The organism is Armatimonadota bacterium (assembly GCA_031460175.1).
GTDB lineage: Bacteria > Sysuimicrobiota > Sysuimicrobiia > Sysuimicrobiales > Sysuimicrobiaceae > Sysuimicrobium > Sysuimicrobium tengchongense.
Window position 1 is genome coordinate 281,556 of the sequence record JAVKGW010000002.1, and the last position, 19,160, is coordinate 300,715.

Sequence of the window (19,160 nt, forward strand, 5' to 3'; positions counted from 1 at the left end):
AGAACCCGCGGGCGAATGGCTGGATGAGGGACACAGCCTTTCCTGGTCGGGCCGGCCGGATTTGAACCGGCGACCTCCTGAACCCCATTCAGGTGCGCTCCCAGGCTGCGCCACGGCCCGACGCGGCTAGGAGGATTATATCATGGAGGAGGTCGCATGGGTGGGATCCGCGCGGTCGTCCTGGCCTTGCTCGTCCTTCTGCTCTTCGTGGGCGTGGGCTACTTCTACAACAGCCCCTACGACGACGTGATCGGCCTCGCGCACGCCCTGCGCTCCGGAGATCCCGAGGCGGCGCTCCGGTGGATCCACGTCCCCTCCCTCGCCGCGTCCGTGGTGGATGCCCTCGAGGAGATCTGGATCGCCCAACGGACGGGTGATCCAGATCGCTTTCCCCTCTCTCCCTGGCTGCGCCCATTCTTCCGGGCCGCCTTCGGCCTTGCCCGCCCCCTCGCCCAGCGACGGGTGGAGGCGGAGATCCGGGAGATGGTGCGCCGGATCGCCCTCGGCACCCCGGATGCGCCGGTCCATCTTCCCCGGTGGGGTGGGCTTCCCCTGACGGTCGCCGCGGTCCTCGCCCTCGTGCGATTCGAGGCGCTTCCCGAAGGCAAGATCCGCTTGTCCGTGTTGGGCCCATCCCCTCCCATGCAGCTGGTGCTGGCCCGCGCCGACGGCCGGTGGGTCATTGTGGCCGTGGACCACGCCTGGCTCCGGGGCCTCCTCGCCCCCCGGACCCGCTAGCCCGCCTGGGCCACCAGCTTGAAGATGGGCAGGTACAGGGAGATCACCATGGCCCCCACCACGGCCGCCATGAACACGATCATGGTGGGCTCCAGGGTGCTGGCCAGGGCCCCCACCGTGGCCTCCACCTCCGTGTCGTAGAAGTCCGCCACCTTCACCAGCATCTCGTCCAGGTTCCCCGCCTCCTCCCCGACCCGCACCATCTGCACCACCATGGGAGGGAACAGTTGGATGGAGGAGAGGGGAACCGCGATGCTCTCCCCTTCCCGGATGCTGCTCCGCACCTTCTGAATGCCTTCCTCCACCACCACGTTGTCCACCGCCTTCCCCGTCACCTCGAAGGCCTGCAGCAGGGGCACTCCGGCACCCAGGAGGGTCCCCAGGGTCCGGGCGAACCGGGCCAGGATGGCCTTCTGCACGAGGGGCCCGAACAGGGGTAGGTGCAGTTTTGCCCGATCCCACCACGCCTTCCCGGCCGGCGTCCGGATCCACCGCCTGAGCCCGTAGGCACCCAGGGCCAGGGCGGGGACCCAGAGGTACCAGAAGGAGCGGATCATGAGGCTCACCCACATGAGGATCTGGGTGGGCACGGGGAGATCGCCGACATTCAGCTCCCGATAGAACACCACGAACTGAGGGATGATGAACACCGTCATGAAGAGGAGCGCCAGGGTAGCCACCACGGCCAGGATCACGGGGTACACCATGGCGGACCTGATCTTCTGGCGCAGCGCGTACTCCTTCTCCAGGAAGGTGGAGAGGCGCTGCAGCACGTCGTCCAGCACCCCGCCCGCCTCCCCGGCCCGCACCATGTTCACGTACAGGGAGCTGAAGGCCTGCGGGTGCTTCGCCATGGCGTCCGCCAGGGCTCGCCCTTGCTCCACGTCCGCCCGCACCTGCGCCAGGATCCGCCGTAGCTTCGGGTTGGTGGCCTGCTGCTCCAGGATGCTCAGAGCCCGCACCAGGGAGAGCCCGGAGTTCACCATGGTGGCGAACTGCCGGCTCATGAGGGCGAGCTCCCGCAGGCTGATCCCTCGCAGGAGGTCCAACAGGCCGCGGGCCTCCCCCGGACCCGTCCGCAGGGGCTCGATGGCCGTGATGAAAAGCCCCATCTCCCGCAGCCGGCTCGCCACCTGGGCTCCGTTCTCCGCCTCCAGGACTCCCGTGATCACCCGGCCCATCTGATCCCGCGCCGTGTACTGAAAGACGGCCACAGCCTCACCTCCTCCCTACCGGTGCCCCGCGATCATCTTCCGAAGTTCGTCGGGCCGGATGGCCCGGCTGATGGCGTCCTCGAAGGAGATGAGCCCCCGCTCGTAGAGGTCCCGCAGGGACTGGTCCATGGTCTGCATCCCGTGCTGGTGTCCCGTCTGGACCGCGGCGTCGATCTGATGGGTCTTCCCCTCCCGGATGAGGTTGCGGATGGCGGGTGTGGCGATCATCACCTCCACCGCGGGTACCCGTCCCACCTCCTCCAGGGTGGGCCATGTCCGGGGAACCGTGCTCACCCCCCGCTCCCGCCGGGCCACCGGGAGCTGCTCCGGGCTCCCGTACCGGCGCAGGAACAGCTGGTTGGGCAGAAGCTGCTGGCTGATCACCGCCTCCAGGACGTTCGCCAGCTGCACCCGGATCTGTTGTTGCTGGTGGGGCGGGAAGACATCAATGATCCGGTCAATGGATTGCGCCGCGGTTCCCGTGTGCAGGGTGGCGAGCACCAGATGCCCGGTCTCCGCGGCGGTGAGGGCCAGGGCGATGGTCTCCAGATCCCGCATCTCTCCCACCATGATCACGTTGGGATCCTCCCGGAGGACCGCCCGCAGGGCATTCGGGAAGGATTGGGTGTCGAACCCCAGCTCCCGCTGGTTTACGATGCTCCGCTTGTGCTCGTGCAGGTACTCGATGGGATCCTCGATGGTGACGATGTGGCAGCTGCGCTCCTCGTTGATCCGGTCGATCATGGCCGCCAGGGTGGTGGACTTCCCCTGACCCGTGGGACCCGTGACCAGGATGAGCCCCCGGGGCCGCCGGGTGAGCTCCACGAGGATCGGGGGGAGGTTGAGATCCTCGATCCTGGGGATCCGGTGAGGGATCACCCGGATGGCTATCCCCACCGCTCCTCGCTGCCGGTAGACGTTGACCCGGAACCGCCCCAACCCGCTCACCCCGTACGAGAGGTCCAGTTCCCAGGTCCGCTCGAACTTCTGCTTCTGGAACGCGTTCATCATGCTGTAGGCCAGCTGGTACGTGTCCTCGGGGGTGAGCACGGGGTAGTGGGCCATGGGCACCAGTCGCCCCCAGATGCGCAGGGTGGGCTGGATCCCCGCGGTGAGGTGGAGATCCGAGGCCTGATGGTCCACCGCGTACTGCAGCAGCTCGTGGATCTCCATGTCCTTCCTCCAGATGCTAGAAGGCGGCAGGCTGGGGCCTCAGGAGCCCCGACTCCCGCAGCACGTTGTACATTTCCACGATCTTGGCGAAGGCCCGGTAGTCGCCCCGGTATTCCTTCTCCAGCTTGAAGCCGATCTCCACGAACCGGTTCAGGGTGACGAAGAAGGCGAACTGCACGATGTTCGCTTCCGCCTCCGGCGCATCCCGGTTCTTGTCGATGAAGAGGTTAAGGATATCGATCTTCGGGAGTGTATCCGGATCGATCCCCTCCTGTCGCGCCTTGGATTCCAGGTACTCCCGCAGATCCTGGGTGGCCTTCCAGTCCTTCACCAGCACCATGGCCACGTCCAGGTCGTACTCCAGGTCCCCGGAGCCCACGCTGTGGTGCATGGTGGGCCGCGCGTAGGGGCTTCCGAGCTCCTCCTCCGCGGGCTTCTCATCCAGCCGACACCCCTCCTTGTCGAGGGGGGAGATGGCCACGACGGGCGCCCGCAGCTCCAGGCTGAGCTCCGCCAGTTGGCTGCTGATGAGGTCCGTACGGGCCTTGTCGTCTTCGATGGGCTGCGGGAGGGGGATCTTCTGGAGGTAATCGAGACAGATGAGGATCTGGTCAGTGCCGTGCTCCTGCATCACGTTGTAGGCGTGGACCTTGATCCGGTCCAGGGTATCCTTCCGGCCTGCCTCGATGAGGTAGAAGTACGGGGCGTACTGGAAGACATTCTCCTCCGCCCGCCGCAGGGAAGCCAGGAGTGCGGGCGTACGGTCCAGGTTGCCGCTGAGAAGGTCCGCGGGATTCACGAGGAGCTCCTTCGCCAGCAGGCGGGCGGCCAGCACCTGGGCCGTCTGCTCCCAGCTGTAGTAGAGGACGGGAATCCGGTGGTTCCGGGCCACGTAGCTGGCCATCTGGAGCACCAGGTTCGTCTTGCCCCGCCGGGGTGCTCCTGCCAGCCCGTAGTAGAATCCCGGACGCAAGCCGGACAGCACCTGGTTAAGCCGATCGAAGGGGGAGATGGAGTATCCCAGGATCCCTGCCCGCTGGGGATCCCGCACGTGCTCCACGAGGTCCTGCAGGAGCTCGCTCACGGGCACCAGACGCTTTCGCAGCCTCCGCTTCTGGAGCTCGAAGAGCTCCGTGATCACCTCCCCCGTGAACTGCAGGATCTCGTGGGTTCCCGCTCCGGGACTGCGCTGGAGGAACTCCTGGATGCGCTGCTCCACCGCCTCCAACCGCCTCCGGCTCTCCCGGCCCTTCAGCAGTTCCAGATAGGCCACCAGCTGGGCCGCGGTGGGAGGACGGGTCACGGAGAGGGCCGCCACCGCCTTCTCCATCTCCGGGGTCAGGAGTCCCCGCTCCTGCAGGTGCGCGGTCAGGGTCACCGCATCCAACGCCATCCCCCGGGTCAGGCAGGCCTCCAGGAGGACCCGTCCCAACCGCTGCATGACGGGGTGGCTCAGCAGCTCCGGACTGAATCCCTCGTCCAGGGCCAGGGTCAGGAGGTGGCGGTCCGCCACCATCCCGCTCAGAACCATCAGCTCCGCCGCTTCGAAGTCCATTCTCCCCCCTCCCTCCGGGGCCACCGGAGGGTAATGCAAGTTCCGTTCCACTCTCACCGCCAGAGGGTTCTGCGTCCCCCTACCGGACCCCTCCTCGACTCCGCGGAGAGACCATCGGGGGCACGTCCCGGGAAGGCCGCGACCCTGGGATCCTGGCATGGATCTTGCTATAGTAGACAGCAAGGTAGCGGACATGGCCAAAGTGGAGGACGCGCTCACCCGAAGGGACGGATCGGACCCTCAAGGGAGCACCCTCATCCAGATGTACAAGAACCTCCTCAGGCTCCCACCGGGGAACCGGACGCTGGAGTGCGCCTTCCGGTACCACCAAGCCACGCGGCATCTCCGGAACGGCCGTCTTCTGGACGCCATCCGGGACTACAAGCACCTCCTGGAACTGGATCCCGAGGACCCCTCCGTCTACCTGGACCTCGCGGAGCTGTACCTGAAGAGCGGAACCGCGAAGGAGGCCGCGGGGGTTCTCCGGGCCCTGGGGGCGTTGTACCGGAGGGAGGGGATGGAACAGGCCGCCCAGGAGGTGGAGACCCGCGCCCGGGCCCTGGAGGGGAACGAAAATGGCGCAGCACCTCCCGCGAGCCCTAAGGCCCCGGCCGCGGAGGCAGAAGAGGGATCCGCCTCCGTCTCCACGGTGGAGGTCCGGGCGGAGGCGAGGATGGAGGACACCGCCCCGGACGCGGTGGACGAGGGGGGAGCGGGCTTGCCGGCGCGGGTATCCCAGACTCCTCCCCGGCCCACGCGCCCCACGGACCGCCCGCCCACGCGTCCTGGGGGACCCGCGCTGGGGAAGCGGGAACCCCTGGGGCGCATCCTCCTCCGCATGGGCCTCGTGACGGAGGAACAGCTGGAGCAGGCCCTCGCGATCCACGAGCGCACCCGGGAGAAGCTGGGGCGCATCCTGGTCTCCATGGGGGTCATCACCGAGCAGGACCTGGCAAAGGCCATCGGGATCCAGTGGAATTACCCCTATGTCGCTCTCTCCTCCGCGGGAGTCGATCCGGAGGTGGTGCGGATGGTACCGCACCACCTGTGCATCCGGCACAAGGTGCTGCCCTATGCCCGGAACGGCGATAAGCTGTTGGTGGCCCTGGTCGACCCCCTGAACCTCCTCGCCCTGGACGACGTGCGGCTCATCACCGGTCTCGACGTGGAGCCCCGGGTCACCACGGAGGAGGAGCTCCTCCAGGCCATCCACAAGCACCACCAATTGGGCTCCCTCCTGGAGCAGACCGCGCACGTGGAAGTGGGCCCCGAAGCCCCCGTCGAGGAGGAGATCAGCCTGGACCGGCTCCGCCAGATGGTGGACGAGGCGCCGGTGGTCAAGCTTGTGAACCTCATCCTCGACCAAGCCATCCGGGAGGGGGCTTCGGACATCCACATCGAGCCCTACCGGCACGGGATCCACGTGCGCTACCGGATCGACGGGGTCCTCCACGACGTCCTGAGCCCTCCCAAGAACCTCAAAGCCGCCCTGGTGTCCCGGATCAAGATCATGGCAAACCTGGACATCGCGGAACGACGCCGACCGCAGGACGGCCGCATCCACCTGCGGGTGGACGGTCGGGAGATCGACCTGCGGGTCTCCACCCTCCCCACCATGTTCGGGGAGAAGGTGGTGATGCGGATCCTGGACCAGTCCGGCGCGCTCATCCAGCTGGGGCAGCTGGGCATGGCCAGCGATGTCCAGGAGACCTGGGAGCGCTTGGCCACCAAGCCGTACGGCATGCTCCTCATCACGGGCCCCACGGGGAGCGGAAAGACCACCACCTTGTACGCCACCCTCACGAAGATCAACACCCTGGAGAAGAACATCATCACCATCGAGGATCCGGTGGAGTACCAGCTCCCTCGAATCAACCAGGTGCAGGTGAACCCGAAGGCGGGGCTTACCTTCGCCACCGCCCTCCGCTCCATCCTCCGTCAGGACCCAGACATCATCATGGTGGGGGAGATCCGGGACCGGGAGACCGCGGAGCTGGCGGTACAGGCGGCCCTCACGGGCCACCTGGTGTTCAGCACCCTCCACACCAACGACGCGGCAAGTGCCTTCACGCGCCTGCTGGACATGGGCATCGAGCCGTATCTCGTGGCCAGCTCCGTCATCGGGGTGATGGCGCAGCGGCTGGCCCGGAAGGTCTGCCCCCGGTGCAAGGAGCCCTATCGGGCTCCGGGAGAGGCCGTCCGCCGGCTGAGCGAGGACCTGGCGGAGGTGGAGGAAGAAGTGGTCCTGTACCGGGGAGCGGGCTGCGAGGCGTGTCGTCACACGGGGTACAAGGGGCGGGTGGGGGTGTTCGAACTCCTGGTGGTGAGCGACCGGATCCGATCCCTGGTCCTCGCCCGCGCCCCCTCCACGGAGATCCGGGGGGCGGCCCGCTCCGAAGGGATGCGCACCATGCGGGAGGACGGTCTCCAGAAGGTGCTGGAGGGGCTCAGCACCGTGGAGGAGGTCCTCCGGGTGGTGTACAGCACGGAGGCGTAGGGGGCTAAAGCGCCTCCACCACGGCCGCTCGGCGCTTCCGGAGCTCCAGTCGCACCCGCCCCAGGGTGGCCGAGCCGGTGGTGACGACCACCAGCATGGCCTCCTGCCCCGCGGGTGCCACCACCACCACCCCGTCCTCGTACTCCAGCATCACGCTCACCAGCTGCCCCCGCCGGAGGTCCGCGGACAGGATCTCCGAGGCCCCGAGCGCACTCGCGGTCACGGCGCCCACCGCCTCCAGATCCAGGTCTTCCTCCGCGCTCACCCCCCCGATCAGAAACCCATCCCTTCCCACCACCAGGGCGGCGGCCACTCCATCCACCCGGGCGAGCTCTGCCAGGATCGTACGCAGATCCGTCATCTTCCCCCTCCTAGGATTTGTCCTCGCGGGGCATCGCCGCTCGCACAAGCACGCTCAGACGGTCCAGGGCCCGGTGCAGGACCCGGGAGATCTGTCGCTGGGACATCCGGAGCCATCGGGCAGCTTCCGTCTCCGTCAGGTCCAGGTAAAACAGGGCGTAGATCACCTTCCGTTCCACCTCCCGCAGCCGCTCCAGGGCCGCCAGAACCGTGATGCGGTCCTCGATGGGAAGTTGAAAGCTCTCGTATCGCTGATGTCGCAGGGAAGCCCGCAACCGCCGGACCTCCTCCGGCTCCAGGACCAGGGGGGTTCGCATGGCCCGCAGCCGCAGGATCCGTTCCACACCCTCCGGCGCCACGTTCATGGCCCGCGCCAGCTCCTCCACGGTGGGGGGCCGGCCCCGGGTGGTCCAGAAGGCCTCCACGGCCCGGTCCATCTCCCTCAGCACCTTCCCCAGCCACCGGGGAAGCCGGATGAGGCGACCGTGGTCCCGCAGATGGTGTCGGATCTCCCCAGCCACCAGGGCCGCCGCGTAGCTCCGGAAAGGGACCCCTTTCCCCGGGTCATACCGGTTCAGGGCCTGCAGCAGCCCCACGTGCCCCACCTGAACCAGGTCCTCCAGGGGTTCCCCCCACCCGCGGAACTGGGACGCGATACGGCGCACCATCGGCTCGAACCAGGCACTCAACCGGGCCTGGACCATGGGATCCCGGGAACGGAGGTACTCCCGGAGCAGTGCCTCGACCTCCTCCTCCGTCACGCTCTCGTCCTCTGCCGCCGGATAAACCGGTAGATCCATTTCCGCCGCTGGAGTTGGAGCAAGATCCGTTCCAGTTCGTCCGGGGGATGGGCCAACTCCTGCCGCAATCGGTGGAGGTCCCGGGTCCCGTCCAGGAGCTCCAGGATCCGTCCGGCGAGCGGACCCAGGGCCTCCACGACCTCCTGGAGATGGAGGCCAGGAGCCGGGATAAACACCTCATCTCCCCGGAAGGAGGTCCAGGGCGCCTCCGGCTCCTCGGAGGCCCTCCAAATGTCTATCTCCGCGGGCAGAAGGGCGAGCTCGGAGACGAGCCCGGCCGGGTCCCGCTCGCTCGCCGCCTCCCGGTCGTAGTACAGGGCCTGGGAGGCGGGAAGGGACAAGAACGCCCACCATCCGGTCCCCCGGACCACCATCACCCCCTGGAATCCCTCCTGCAGGAGGCGATGGTGGAGAGAGGCCAGCCGGATGAACTCCGTGGAGAGATCCCGGTGCAGGAGTTGACCTCTCGTCATCCGCCGGAGGATGGAGACTACCGGCGGAGGAAGGGCCATCACCTCCGCCTCCGCGTTCCCCTCCTCAAGGAGCCGGAGGATCTGCCGGGTCGCCTCCGGGTCCTGGACCAGTATCCTGCCGGCTTCGAACAGGGCAGAGGGAGTCTCCTGTGCTTGCACCACGAGGGCTGCTTCCCAATCCGGTCCCCGGAGGCGCACCACTCCGTGGAAGGTCTGCCCGTGCAGGGCTGCGAGCAGCTCCTGCATCTCCGAGGCCGAGGGAAGGAGCCGCCGTTCCACCGTCCGGCCTACCGGGAGCCGCTCCAACATGGGTCAACCTTCCGTCCGCAAGATGGCCTCGTGCCACATGCCCCCGGCGGCCAGGAGGGCGAACCCCGCCATCTCCAGGATGTTGCCGGGATGCCCTTCGAACCAGGTTCCGTAGAACACCGCATTTACCAGCCACATGATGCCCACCGCGAGGCACAGCATCCCTGCCGAGAAGAGGGCCCAGGCGTAGCTCCACAGTCCCCCCAGGAAGGCGACCGCGGGCGCAAGGCCGAGGGGCACCAGGAGGACGGCGAGGAAGGCGAACAGGAGACCCACAAGATCCCGCGTCGTCAGCGGGCTTTGGCCCAGCACGGGCCGCAGGAAGAGGGCAGCTCCCAGGGCGAGCACCGCGAATCCCACCACGGCCAGAAAGGCGAGCTGAGGTCTCGTGAGCAGGCCCAGTCCCCGGATCCGTCTCACCTCTCCCCCCACCGCAGCCAGGACGACCAGGAAAAACGCCGCGGTGAACACATCGCCCTCGGGCGAGCGCCCTCCCATTCCCCTGTAGTGGTGGAGGGCGAAGGCCACGCGTCCCAGGGCCCAGAGAAGGAAGGCCACGGAGAGCCCCAACCATACCCGCCGCTCCCGGTCTTCGGGCCGGTAGGCCCGGGCGGTCCCGAAGGTCGAGAGGGCTGCGAGGAAGGGGAACAGCACGAGGGCCCCATGGACCCGGAGCGCCTGCCACTCTCTGGCCGCGATTCCCAGAGGACGTTCCAGCACCGCCCACGTGGCCAGCAGGAACAGGACCGCGATGACTCCCCCGAAGAAGTAGAACCGGCGCATCTCGTCCTCAGGATCCCGTGATCCGCCTAGACAGATCCGGGTCGGTCACTCCCATCTCCCGGAGCAGGCCCTGCACCGCGCGCGCCAGGAACGCCCGGCCGGCCACCTCCCGGATGACCTCCGCGCAGCGCGCGACCGCGGCCCTCAGGAAGGGGATCTCCACGGAACCCTGGAGCCGTCCTCCCACAAAGGACCCTCCGGTCCCGGAGAGGACCGCCTGGATCTCCGCCTCCAGCTGGCGGGCTGGCCCCGGGCCCGCGAGCTTCCGATACCGCTGAAACAGGCCTTCTAGCACCCCCACCCAGACCTCCACACCTTCTGTGCCCGGCGCTTCCCGTCCGCCTCCTGGGAGGACCTCCGATGCAGGTTCCGAGGGCACGGGCTGGGGCTCCGGGGGTTCGATCCATGCCTCGGGAAAGAGCTCTTCCGGCAGGGGATGGACGGAGACGACGCCCTCCGGCTGCTCGCCCTCCCGGACCAGGAGGGCCACGGCCGTCTCCGGTTCCGCCAGGGCTCCGGAGGGCGTCCGAGCATAGCGGACCCTGCCCCGGAACAAGAGGAGGTGATAGGCCCGCTGCGGCCACCGGACGGCGATCACCCCGCTGAAGGACCGGCGTCGCAGGAACGCCATCAGGCCCTCCAGGTCCGTGTAGGCGGTGGCGAGATCCTGGTAGAGGGGCGGAGCCTCAAGCCCCTCGTTCAGAAGATCCACCAGCCGCCCTCCCTCCTGCCCTACAGGATCGGAGATCATCGCCCTCTCCCAAGGGTCTACCGGATTCCCCGTTCCCGGTAGTACCGTAGGGCCCCCGCATGCATCGGGATGGGCATCCCCTGGCGGGCGGTCTCCGGCCGGATGTCCCGCCCCCGTGCGTGCGCCTGATGGAGGACCGCGACGTTCTCCCACAGGGCCTTGGTGAGCTCGTAGAGGAGAGCGTCGGGCAAGTCCGCCCGGGTGATGAGCATGGCCATCACCGCCGCGGTGGGGACCGCTTCCGGCTGTCCCCGATACGTGTTGGGCGGGATCGTCTGCGGCGTGTAGTACGGGTAGCGCTCCCGGAGGCGGGCCAGGACCCCGGCGGGAATGGGGAGGATCCGGATGTCGCGGACCGCGGCGATGTCCTGGATGGCCGCGGTGGGGATTCCCGCGGTGAGGAAGGCGGCGTCGATCACCCCGTCCTTCAGCTGATCCGCGGCCTCCGCGAAGCTGAGGAACTCCGCGATCACGGTTTTCGCGAGTCCGTGGATGTGCCGGGTCTGGGCGTACCCGATGTCGTAGGCCCGCAGGATCTGGCGGGCGTTCACCTCCGTCCCGCTCCCCGGAGCCCCCACGGCCACCCGCTTTCCCACCAGGTCCTCGATGGAGCGGATCCCCTTGCCCTGCAGGGTGACCACCTGGACGGTCTCGGGGTACAGCATGGCCATGCCCCGCAGACGCGTTTGGGGGTCCCGGCTGAACATCTCGACGCCATGGTAGGCGTAGTACACGATGTCGTTCTGGGCGAAGGCCACCTCCACGTCTCCCCGGCTGATGAGCCGGATGTTGGCGACGGAGGCGCCCGTCGCCTGCGCCGTGGCCTGGACGCCTGGAACCCGCTCCGTCCACATCCGGGCCAGGGCGGAGCCGAGGGGAAAGTACACCCCCGCGGTCCCGCCCGTGGCGATGTTGATGAAGCGGCGGGGCTGCGCCCCTGCTCCTCCGATGCCGATGGCCGTGCCCAAAGCCAGCACGATGAGGAACCGGACCCCACGCAAGCGTATCCCCCCTCAGGCCTATGGATTTTCCATCCCCCGCTCCCGAATCCCCTCCGGCCTTCCACGGGCCTCACGGCACCACCACGAACCGGGAACCCTGCACCCGGAGGACCATGGCCTCCCGGGCCGCGTTCCCCGATGGGTCGAAGCGGAGCGTTCCCGTGACTCCCGGATAGTCCTGTAGGCCAGCCAGGGCGTTGCGGACCCGGGTCCGATCTAGAGGACCCGTAGGCGGAATCCGGATCTGTTTTAAGGCGAAGGCGAGCACCTTGACCGCGTCGTATGCCTGCGCGGCGAAGGCGTCGGGAGTTATGCCGTACTTCCCCCGGTAGGCCCGGACGAAACCCCGGACCGCCGGGACGGTGCTCTCCGGGAAGAAGGTGGAGACGACCACAAGACCCTCCGCGGCTCCGCCCAGGGCCGTCACCACCTCGGGGTTCGCGAAGGCGTCCGGAGCGAGCACCGGGAGTTTCAGACCCGCCTCCACCGCCTGGGCGAGGAAGACCCGCCCCTCGTCCGGGTAGCCCGCGAAGAGCACCGCCTGCGCGTTCTCGGAACGGATGGCCTGGAGGAAGGGACGGAAATCCCGGGTACCGTCCTGGAACCTCCGCTGTCCCGTCACCGATCCCCCTCCCGGCCCCAGGAAGGCCCCCACGAAGGAATTGGCCACGGAGGCCCCGTACTCGGTGGTGTCGTGCAGCACGGCCACCCGTCGGAGGCCGGACCGCCGGGCGAAGGCGGCCAGGGCCTGTCCTTGGAGGCTCGCGGGGAGGGCGGTGCGGAAGAAGAAGTTCCCCGCAAAGGGGATCTCGCCCGTGGCCCCGGGACTGATCAGGGGGACCTGAGCGCGGAAGGCGGCGGGGGAGAGGGCGATGGCCACGGTGTCCGTGAACCCACCGATCACCGCGGCGACCCGGGGCGATGCCACAGCTTCCGCGAAGAGAGCCCCCGCCCGCTCGAGGGAGCCGCGATCGTCCGAGATGCGGAGGTCCATCCGGATCCGGCCCTCCGCGTTCACCTCTTCCACGGCCAGCTGAACTCCGCGCTGGGCGCTCAGGGCCGCCTCCGCCACTCCACTGGTGAGGGGAAGGAGGCAAGCGACCCCCACCTCCGCGGGACCCCGGGTGCCTTGACATCCGATCAGAAGTCCCAGAATGGGGACCCAGAGCAGGCGGAGGTTCCTCCGTCGGATGGCCATCAAGATCCTCCATCCAGCATGCGCCGGTACAGGGAGAGGACGTTATAGACGTACCACCGGGTCTCGCTGTAGGGGGGAATCCCCCGGTGGGCGGCCACCGCGCTCCGCCCCGCGTTGTAAGCGGCCAGAGCGAGCGGCAGGTTGTGGTACCCGTAGTGCTCCAGGTGGCCCCGCAGAACCCGCACCGTTCCGTACACGTTCTCCACCAGGTCGAACGGTCGCAAGACTCCCGCCGCCCGGGCGGTCCCCGGCATCAGCTGACCCAACCCCATGGCCCCGGCCCGGGAGACGGCCATCGGGTTGAAGCCCGACTCCACCGCGATCACCGCGGCCACCAGCCGGGGATCTACGTTGAAGCCGCGCGCGTATCCCACGATGGCCGTTCCGATGCGGAGGGCCTCCTCGGGCGTAAGGCGGGGATTGTAGCTCCGGGCCATCCAGGCGTACGTGCGGGGGTCTACCGCGGCCATCCGGGACGGGATCCGTGCCCAGGTCGCCCGTATCCCCCAGAGGGCGTACCGGGCGGCCTCGCTCTCCGGTGCCATGCGGATCACCTGGCGGAACAGCTCCTGAGCCCCTCGGCGGTCTCTGAGGGCCGCCCGGGCATAGCCGAGCCAGAGGAGAGCCCCGGGGTCCCAGGGCCGCAGTTGAACCGCCCGCTCCAGGGCCCATCGAGCCAGCCGTCTCCGCCCCGCCTGGTAGGCACTCGCCCCGAGCCACGTCCAGACGAGCCCGTCTCCGGGGTGCCGCCGGACCATCCCGAAGAAGACATCCGCCGCCTCCCCGTAGCGGCCCGCCCGATACAACGCAACTCCCTGGGCCCATCCGGGACTTGCGGCTTGCACGTGTGTTGCCATGGCACCCACCAGGAGGAGGGCTGCGCCCCTCATGGAACGCTGGAACGGAGGTGGGAAGCCACCCGGTCCAGGGACTTCTTCATCAGGAGGCGGGCCTTGCCGAGGTTCCCACCCTGCCGGAGGACGATCACGAGGGCGTAATCGATCTCCACCGCGCTGACCACCAGCACCGCCTTCTCCCCGGAAATCACACAGTACTCCAGGGGGCCTCCGTTCACCTTCCGCACCAGGTAGGCGCTCAGCTTGGTCAGCACGCCGAGATCCGGACCCGCCCGGCCCACCGACAGGGCTCCGTCCACGGAGTGGATGTCCACCACCTCCCCGTCCAGGCGGATGACCGCTGCGCAGGCCGCGCCCTCCACGTTGGCCACCATCTCCCGGAGGATCTCTCTCAGCGCCATGGTTTCCCCGAGAGGGTTTCTTTCCTTGTTCGTCCTCCGCGGAAGGATTCCTGCCCTCCCCGGGAGGCGAACCGGCCCCGTCCCGCCGCCCGCTCCAACCAGCGGAGTAGGCGGGTGGTGAGGAACTCCCGGGGGTGAAGGGGGTCCACGAGGATGGTGTAAAGGCCCAACAGGTTTGCGGGGAGGACATCCGTGAACAGCTGGTCCCCGATGGCCGCGGTCTCCGGAGGGGTCGTTCCCAGGACCCTCATGGCCCTCCACAGGCGGATCGGATTCGGCTTGGGGAACCCACCCACCGCGGAGCAACCGAGCTGTCCACAGACCCGTCGGATCCGGGAGGGAAGAGCGTTGGAAACCAGCACCGTTCGAAGCCCCACCCGGCGGAGGTCCTCTAGCCACGCCACCACCTCCGCAGGGGGTTCCTCCTCGGAGGGAGCAAGGAGCGTGTTGTCCAGGTCGAGGATGAGGCCCCGGATCCCCAGGGCGATCAGTTCGGACGGCGCGACCTCCGTGATCTGGTGGACCACCCGCCGCGGCACGATCCATCGGATCACCGCCCGTTCCTCGCGCGCCGGATGGCCTTAAGGTGCTCTTCGAAGGTCCGGCTGAAGAGGTGCGTCCCATCCCCCTGGGCCACGTAGTAATAGTACCCGTGCCGCTCCGGCTCCACCGCGGCCCGTAGGGCCGCCAAGCCCGGGTTCCCGATGGGACCTGGGGGCAGCCCCTTCGTCCGATACGTGTTGTAAGGGGAATCCAACCGGAGATCCTGGGCCCGGACCACGGGCCGGTGGACGCCCAGGGCATACAGCACGGAGGCGTCGATCTGCAGAGGCATCCCCGCCCGAAGCCGGTTGTAGATCACGCCCGCGATCCGCGCGCGTTCCCGGGGAACCCTGGCCTCGCGCTCCACCAGGGAGGCCACGGTGACCACCTCGTGGGGGGAGAGCCCGAGGGGGAGAGGACGGGAAAGGAGCGTCCGGGTGGCTTCCCCGAACCGCGCCACGAGGATCCGCACGAGCTCTTCCTCCGGAAGCCCGCGGGGAAGCAGGTAGGTATCCGGGAACAGATAGCCCTCCAGGGAACCCGCCCGATTCCCCTGCATCTGAGGGATCCAGAACCGCGCGGGCTGGCGGACGAGGGCCAGGAACCGGTCCGCCCGGCCCAGGCCGGCCTGTTCGATCCGGTCGGCCACTTCCCGGGCGGTGATCCCCTCCGGGAGGACGAGGCGGTGCCGCACGACATCCCCCATCCGGAGTCGCCGGAGGATCCGTTCCGTTCCCTCCTCGGGGGAGATGTCGTATTCACCCGCCTGTAGCCGGCCGTGGAACCCCAACACCCAACTGTAGAGGGAAAACACCACCGCGCTCCGGATCAGACCCCGCCGCTCGAGGATCCGGGCAATCTCCCCAGAGCTCGTTCCCGCGGGAATCTGTACCCGCTGCACGGGTCCCCTGCCCACCGGGCGGCCGCCCCACCACGCGGCCCAGCCCCCACCCGCCACCACCGCGGCGAGGAGCAGCGCGATGGCGCCCGCTCGGATCACTCCTCGTCCTCGTCCTCCTCCTCGAAGTCGAACGCCTCTTCCTCCTCTTCCTCCTCGTCGATGGGGAACTCCTCTTCCTCCTCCGACTCCTCCTCGTAATCCTCGAACTCGATCTCCATGTCTTCCTCGAGGTGCTCCACCACCCGGTTGAACTCGTCCTCGTCCTCCACGGGGACGAGGGTTTCGTCGTCCTCCACGCGGAGGATGCGGGCAGGGCTATGGTCCTCTTCCCCCGTGGGGGCCACCACCACGTACTCCTGCCCGTCCACCTCCACGTACTCCAGCACCGTGTACTCCTGCTCGTTCCCTTCCTCATCCGTGAGGGTGATGACCTCGTACTCCTCCCGCTTCGGCACGGAGATCCCCTCCTTACTTAGGTTGCAGTGCTTGGCTCGGACGACGGAGATAACCTTCCAGGATGAGGGCGGCAGCCACCCCGTCCCGCAGCGCCCGGCGGCGGGCGGGCGGACGATCACGGAGCACGTGCTCCGCGGCCCGGGTGGTAAGCCGCTCGTCCCAGAACTCCACCGGAACCCGGGTCCGATGGGCCAGGCTTGCCCCAAACCGGCGGGCGACCCGGGCCATCCTTCCCTCCGTCCCGTCCAGATTCCGGGGCAGTCCCACCACGATCCGGGAAACCCCTAGGCGCACCACCACGTCCGCGATGGCGTCCAGGACCTCCCGGGTGCTCCGACGCGGGAGGGTCTGGAAGGGCTGCGCGATGGTCCCCGTGGGGTCGCTCACCGCCAGCCCGACCCTCCGGGCACCCAGGTCCACGGCGAGCACCCGCCCGCTCACGGATCCCCCACATGCGCGGCCTCCCGAAGGAGGCCGCGGATGATCTCGGGCACGAGCCCGAGCGCCTCATCCAGCCGCGAGGGATCCCGACCCCCGGCCTGAGCGAGTTCCGGCCGGCCCCCCCCGGAACCGCCCACCCGCTCCGCCACGGGTCGGATCACCTCCGGAGCCTGCACCCGGTGCGTCAGGTCCTCGGTCACCATGGCCACCAGGACCACCCGATCCGCTTCTACCCCTCCGAGGACGATCACCCCGCTTTGGAGCCGTTCCCGCAGCCGGTCTCCCACCGCCCGCAGGGCCTCGTGCGGGACGCCGTCCAGGCGGGCCACGGCCACCCGAACCCCTTCCACCTCCTGGGCGGACTCCACGATTCGGTCCAGGTCCTCGGCGATCCGCCGCCGCTGCCACGCTTCCAGGGCCCGCTCCAGCTCCCGGACCCGCGCCTGCAGGCGTCCGAGCCGGGCAGGCAACTCTTCCGGGGAAGCGCGCAGCTGAACGGCCAGCTCTTCCAGGAGCTCCGCCCTACGCCGCTGCCAGGCGATGGCCGCGCGACCGCACACCGCCTCGATGCGCCGCACTCCTGCGGCCACCCCCACCTCCTGCGTGATCCAGAAGGATCCGATCTCCCCCGTGTTCCGCACGTGGGTTCCGCCGCACAGCTCCCGGCTGTAGTCCCCGATGGAGACCACGCGCACCACGTCCCCGTACTTCTCCCCGAAGAGCGCCACGGCCCCCCGACGGATCGCCTCCTCATACGGGAGGAAACGGGCACGGACGGGGATCGCCTTCAAGATGTGCTCGTTCACCCGGTCCTCCACGGCCCGCAACTGCTCCCGGCTAAGGGGCTGGAGGTGGAGGAAGTCGAACCGGAGGCGGTCCGGAGCCACCAGCGAGCCCGCCTGCCGGGCGTGCTCGCCCAGGATCTCCCGCAGCGCCTTGTGGAGGAGGTGCGTGGCGGTGTGGTGGCGCATGGTGTCCCTGCGTCGCCCCTCGTCCACCGCGGCCTCCACCCGCTGGCCCACCCGGAGCGTCCCCCGCACCACCACGCCTCGGTGTGCGATGATGCCCTCCGCGGGCCGCTGGGTGTCCCGGACCTCAAAGGATCCATCTCGCCAGCGCAGCTGCCCCGTATCCCCCACCTGACCTCCCGCCTCCGCGTAGAAGGGAGTCCGGTCGAGGACCACCTCCGCTTCCTCGCCCTCCCGCACCTCCCCCACGGGCTTCCCCTCCCGCACGAGGGCCACCACCCGGCCCCGGGCCCGCATCCGGCGGTAGCCCACAAACTCCGTGCGCACCCCGCTCCGGGAGAGTTCCGCAACCGGATGCTCCGCAACCCGGAAGGGGGCCTGGGCCCGGGCGCGCTCCCGCTGCTCCGCCATGGCCGCCTCGAAGCCCGCCCAATCGATCTCGAGTCCGTGCTCCCGTGCGATGTCCTGGGTCATCTCCCGGGGGAAGCCGTAGGTATCGTAGAGGCGGAAGACCTCCTGCCCCGAGAGAACCCGCCGGCCCTCGGCCTTGGCCCGGGCGAGGACCTCCTCCAGCCGGGCCATTCCCACGCCCAGGGTCTGGACGAATCGCTCTTCCTCGCGGGTGATCACCTCCCGGATGAACCTCCGGTGCGTCCGCAGCTCCGGGTACACGTCCCCCATCTCCCGCACCACCACTCCCGCCACCTCCGCCAGGAAGGGGCGGTCTAGGCCCAGGGTGCGGCCGAAGCGTGCCGCCCGCCGGAGGATCATCCGCAGCACGTAGTTGCGGCCCTCGTTGCCGGGGACCACGCCGTCCGCGATGAGAAAGGCCGCGGCGCGGGCATGGTCCGCGATGACCCGGTAGGCCACCAAGTGGGCCTCCCGCTCCGCGTCCGAATGCCCGGTGAGTTCCTGGGTCCTCCGGATGAGAGGGAGGAAGAGATCCGTGTCGTAGTTGTCCCGTCCCCCCTGCAGGACGCTCACGATGCGCTCCAGGCCCATGCCCGTATCCACGTGCTTGGAGGGCAAGGGCTCCAGGGTGGTGGGGCCCGTCCGGTTGTACTGGATGAACACCAGGTTCCACAGCTCCAGAAACCGCTCGCAGTCCCCGTTCACCCGGCAGATGTGGCCCGGCACGTCTCGCTTGTTGCAGAACGCAGGTCCTCGATCGATGTGGATCTCGCTGTCGGGGCCGCAGGGCCCCACCTCCGCCATCTCCCAGAAGTTCTCCTTCCGACCGAAGAAGAGGAGGTGGCTGGGATCGAAACCGGGCTGGCGCAGCCAGATCTCCGCGGCCTCATCGTCCCGGGGAATCTCCCCGAGCTCGTCCTCGAAGCAGGTGGCCCACAGCCGCTCCCGGGGGATCCCCCACACCTCCGTGAGCAGCTCCCAAGCCCATGCGATGGCCTCCGCCTTGTAGTAGTCCCCGAAGGACCAGTTTCCCAGCATTTCGAAGAAGGTGTGGTGGTACCCGTCGCGGCCCACGTCCTCCAGGTCGTTGTGCTTGCCGCTCACCCGCATGCACTTCTGTACGTCCACCGCCCTCCGGTAGGGGCGCGTGCCCGTGCCCAGGAACACGTCCTTGAACTGCACCATGCCCGAGTTCGTAAACAGCAGGGTGGGATCATCGGGGACCAGGGACATGCTGGGCACCCGCACGTGTCCCCGCTCCTCGAAAAACCGGAGGAAAGTCTCCCGGATCTCCTTCGCCGTCCAACGCACCACGCGCTCACCTCTCCCC

19 protein-coding genes and 1 tRNA gene are annotated in these 19,160 nt (G+C 68.6%); 2 read left to right on the plus strand and 18 right to left on the minus strand.

The window, feature by feature from the left end:
* Positions 1–43 precede the first annotated feature (43 nt).
* Positions 44–120 (minus strand) — tRNA-Pro (locus QN206_04090).
* A gap of 36 nt (positions 121–156) precedes the next feature.
* On the opposite strand from QN206_04090, the gene QN206_04095 reads away from it, so the two are divergent.
* The gene (locus QN206_04095; GenBank protein MDR7613984.1) at positions 157–738 is read left to right on the plus strand and encodes a DUF2939 domain-containing protein; all 582 of its coding nucleotides are present in this window, start codon (positions 157–159) and stop codon (positions 736–738) included.
* Here the strand turns inward: QN206_04095 and QN206_04100 are convergent.
* Genes QN206_04100 through QN206_04110 form a run of 3 tightly spaced genes read right to left on the minus strand, consistent with a single transcriptional unit; the run spans position 735 to position 4,680 of the window.
* Positions 735–1,952: a type II secretion system F family protein gene (locus tag QN206_04100; protein MDR7613985.1), complete on the minus strand. Its 1,218-nt coding sequence runs from the start codon at positions 1,950–1,952 to the stop codon at positions 735–737. The genes QN206_04095 and QN206_04100 overlap by 4 nt on opposite strands.
* A 15-nt stretch (positions 1,953–1,967) precedes the next feature.
* Positions 1,968–3,125, minus strand: coding sequence for a type IV pilus twitching motility protein PilT (locus tag QN206_04105; GenBank protein ID MDR7613986.1), 1,158 nt, complete (start codon positions 3,123–3,125; stop codon positions 1,968–1,970).
* Between the two features lie 16 nt (positions 3,126–3,141).
* Positions 3,142–4,680 (minus strand): DnaB-like helicase C-terminal domain-containing protein, encoded by a 1,539-nt coding sequence (locus tag QN206_04110; protein MDR7613987.1) that lies wholly within the window; start codon positions 4,678–4,680, stop codon positions 3,142–3,144.
* A 193-nt stretch (positions 4,681–4,873) separates the two neighbouring features.
* On the opposite strand from QN206_04110, the gene gspE reads away from it, so the two are divergent.
* Positions 4,874–7,177: a type II secretion system ATPase GspE gene (gene gspE / locus QN206_04115; protein MDR7613988.1), complete on the plus strand. Its 2,304-nt coding sequence runs from the start codon at positions 4,874–4,876 to the stop codon at positions 7,175–7,177.
* 4 nt (positions 7,178–7,181) lie between these two features.
* Here gspE and QN206_04120 read toward each other — a convergent pair whose 3' ends face one another.
* The 14 genes from QN206_04120 to alaS all read right to left on the minus strand — a co-directional run bounded on the left by QN206_04120 (position 7,182) and on the right by alaS (position 19,144).
* Positions 7,182–7,538 carry a roadblock/LC7 domain-containing protein gene (locus QN206_04120; GenBank protein ID MDR7613989.1) on the minus strand — a complete coding sequence of 119 codons (357 nt, stop codon included), beginning with the start codon at positions 7,536–7,538 and terminating at the stop codon, positions 7,182–7,184.
* Between the two features lie 10 nt (positions 7,539–7,548).
* On the minus strand, positions 7,549–8,298 hold the full coding sequence (locus QN206_04125; protein ID MDR7613990.1) for a sigma-70 family RNA polymerase sigma factor: 750 nt from the start codon (positions 8,296–8,298) through the stop codon (positions 7,549–7,551).
* Positions 8,295–9,119: a hypothetical protein gene (locus tag QN206_04130; protein MDR7613991.1), complete on the minus strand. Its 825-nt coding sequence runs from the start codon at positions 9,117–9,119 to the stop codon at positions 8,295–8,297. The genes QN206_04125 and QN206_04130 overlap by 4 nt, the downstream gene beginning before the upstream one ends.
* A gap of 3 nt (positions 9,120–9,122) precedes the next feature.
* Complete coding sequence (locus QN206_04135) at positions 9,123–9,902, minus strand: hypothetical protein (GenBank protein MDR7613992.1); 780 nt, start codon at positions 9,900–9,902, stop codon at positions 9,123–9,125.
* 7 nt (positions 9,903–9,909) lie between these two features.
* Positions 9,910–10,653, minus strand: a complete 744-nt coding sequence (locus QN206_04140) for a hypothetical protein (protein ID MDR7613993.1) — start codon at positions 10,651–10,653, stop codon at positions 9,910–9,912.
* A 17-nt stretch (positions 10,654–10,670) separates the two neighbouring features.
* Positions 10,671–11,654: a TAXI family TRAP transporter solute-binding subunit gene (locus QN206_04145; protein MDR7613994.1), complete on the minus strand. Its 984-nt coding sequence runs from the start codon at positions 11,652–11,654 to the stop codon at positions 10,671–10,673.
* A gap of 70 nt (positions 11,655–11,724) precedes the next feature.
* Positions 11,725–12,852 carry an ABC transporter substrate-binding protein gene (locus QN206_04150; GenBank protein ID MDR7613995.1) on the minus strand — a complete coding sequence of 376 codons (1,128 nt, stop codon included), beginning with the start codon at positions 12,850–12,852 and terminating at the stop codon, positions 11,725–11,727.
* Complete coding sequence (locus QN206_04155; protein MDR7613996.1) at positions 12,852–13,709, minus strand: lytic transglycosylase domain-containing protein; 858 nt, start codon at positions 13,707–13,709, stop codon at positions 12,852–12,854. The genes QN206_04150 and QN206_04155 overlap by 1 nt, the downstream gene beginning before the upstream one ends.
* Positions 13,710–13,738: 29 nt before the next feature.
* Entirely contained in the window at positions 13,739–14,110 is a 372-nt protein-coding gene (locus QN206_04160; protein ID MDR7613997.1) for a hypothetical protein, read from the minus strand.
* Entirely contained in the window at positions 14,101–14,664 is a 564-nt protein-coding gene (locus QN206_04165) for a YqeG family HAD IIIA-type phosphatase (GenBank protein MDR7613998.1), read from the minus strand. Before QN206_04165 ends, QN206_04160 begins: the two co-directional genes overlap by 10 nt.
* Positions 14,661–15,653: an endolytic transglycosylase MltG gene (mltG, locus tag QN206_04170; GenBank protein MDR7613999.1), complete on the minus strand. Its 993-nt coding sequence runs from the start codon at positions 15,651–15,653 to the stop codon at positions 14,661–14,663. The genes QN206_04165 and mltG overlap by 4 nt, the downstream gene beginning before the upstream one ends.
* Positions 15,650–16,009, minus strand: coding sequence for a DUF1292 domain-containing protein (locus QN206_04175; GenBank protein ID MDR7614000.1), 360 nt, complete (start codon positions 16,007–16,009; stop codon positions 15,650–15,652). Before QN206_04175 ends, mltG begins: the two co-directional genes overlap by 4 nt.
* A 13-nt stretch (positions 16,010–16,022) precedes the next feature.
* A complete protein-coding gene (gene ruvX, locus QN206_04180) occupies positions 16,023–16,451 on the minus strand; it encodes a Holliday junction resolvase RuvX (protein MDR7614001.1) in 429 nt (142 codons plus the stop codon).
* Positions 16,448–19,144: an alanine--tRNA ligase gene (gene alaS, locus QN206_04185; GenBank protein ID MDR7614002.1), complete on the minus strand. Its 2,697-nt coding sequence runs from the start codon at positions 19,142–19,144 to the stop codon at positions 16,448–16,450. The genes ruvX and alaS overlap by 4 nt, the downstream gene beginning before the upstream one ends.
* Positions 19,145–19,160 lie beyond the last annotated feature (16 nt).

Excerpts from the sequence above, each read along its gene's own strand:
- QN206_04095 (MDR7613984.1), top strand. The coding sequence starts at position 157 with ATGGGTGGGATCCGCGCGGTCGTCCTGGCCTTGCTCGTCCTTCTGCTC.
- QN206_04105 (MDR7613986.1), bottom strand. The coding sequence starts at position 3,125 with ATGGAGATCCACGAGCTGCTGCAGTACGCGGTGGACCATCAGGCCTCG.
- QN206_04110 (MDR7613987.1), bottom strand. The coding sequence starts at position 4,680 with ATGGACTTCGAAGCGGCGGAGCTGATGGTTCTGAGCGGGATGGTGGCG.
- gspE (MDR7613988.1), top strand. The coding sequence starts at position 4,874 with ATGGCCAAAGTGGAGGACGCGCTCACCCGAAGGGACGGATCGGACCCT.
- QN206_04120 (MDR7613989.1), bottom strand. The coding sequence starts at position 7,538 with ATGACGGATCTGCGTACGATCCTGGCAGAGCTCGCCCGGGTGGATGGA.
- QN206_04130 (MDR7613991.1), bottom strand. The coding sequence starts at position 9,119 with ATGTTGGAGCGGCTCCCGGTAGGCCGGACGGTGGAACGGCGGCTCCTT.
- QN206_04135 (MDR7613992.1), bottom strand. The coding sequence starts at position 9,902 with ATGCGCCGGTTCTACTTCTTCGGGGGAGTCATCGCGGTCCTGTTCCTG.
- QN206_04140 (MDR7613993.1), bottom strand. The coding sequence starts at position 10,653 with ATGATCTCCGATCCTGTAGGGCAGGAGGGAGGGCGGCTGGTGGATCTT.
- QN206_04150 (MDR7613995.1), bottom strand. The coding sequence starts at position 12,852 with ATGGCCATCCGACGGAGGAACCTCCGCCTGCTCTGGGTCCCCATTCTG.
- QN206_04155 (MDR7613996.1), bottom strand. The coding sequence starts at position 13,709 with ATGGCAACACACGTGCAAGCCGCAAGTCCCGGATGGGCCCAGGGAGTT.
- QN206_04160 (MDR7613997.1), bottom strand. The coding sequence starts at position 14,110 with ATGGCGCTGAGAGAGATCCTCCGGGAGATGGTGGCCAACGTGGAGGGC.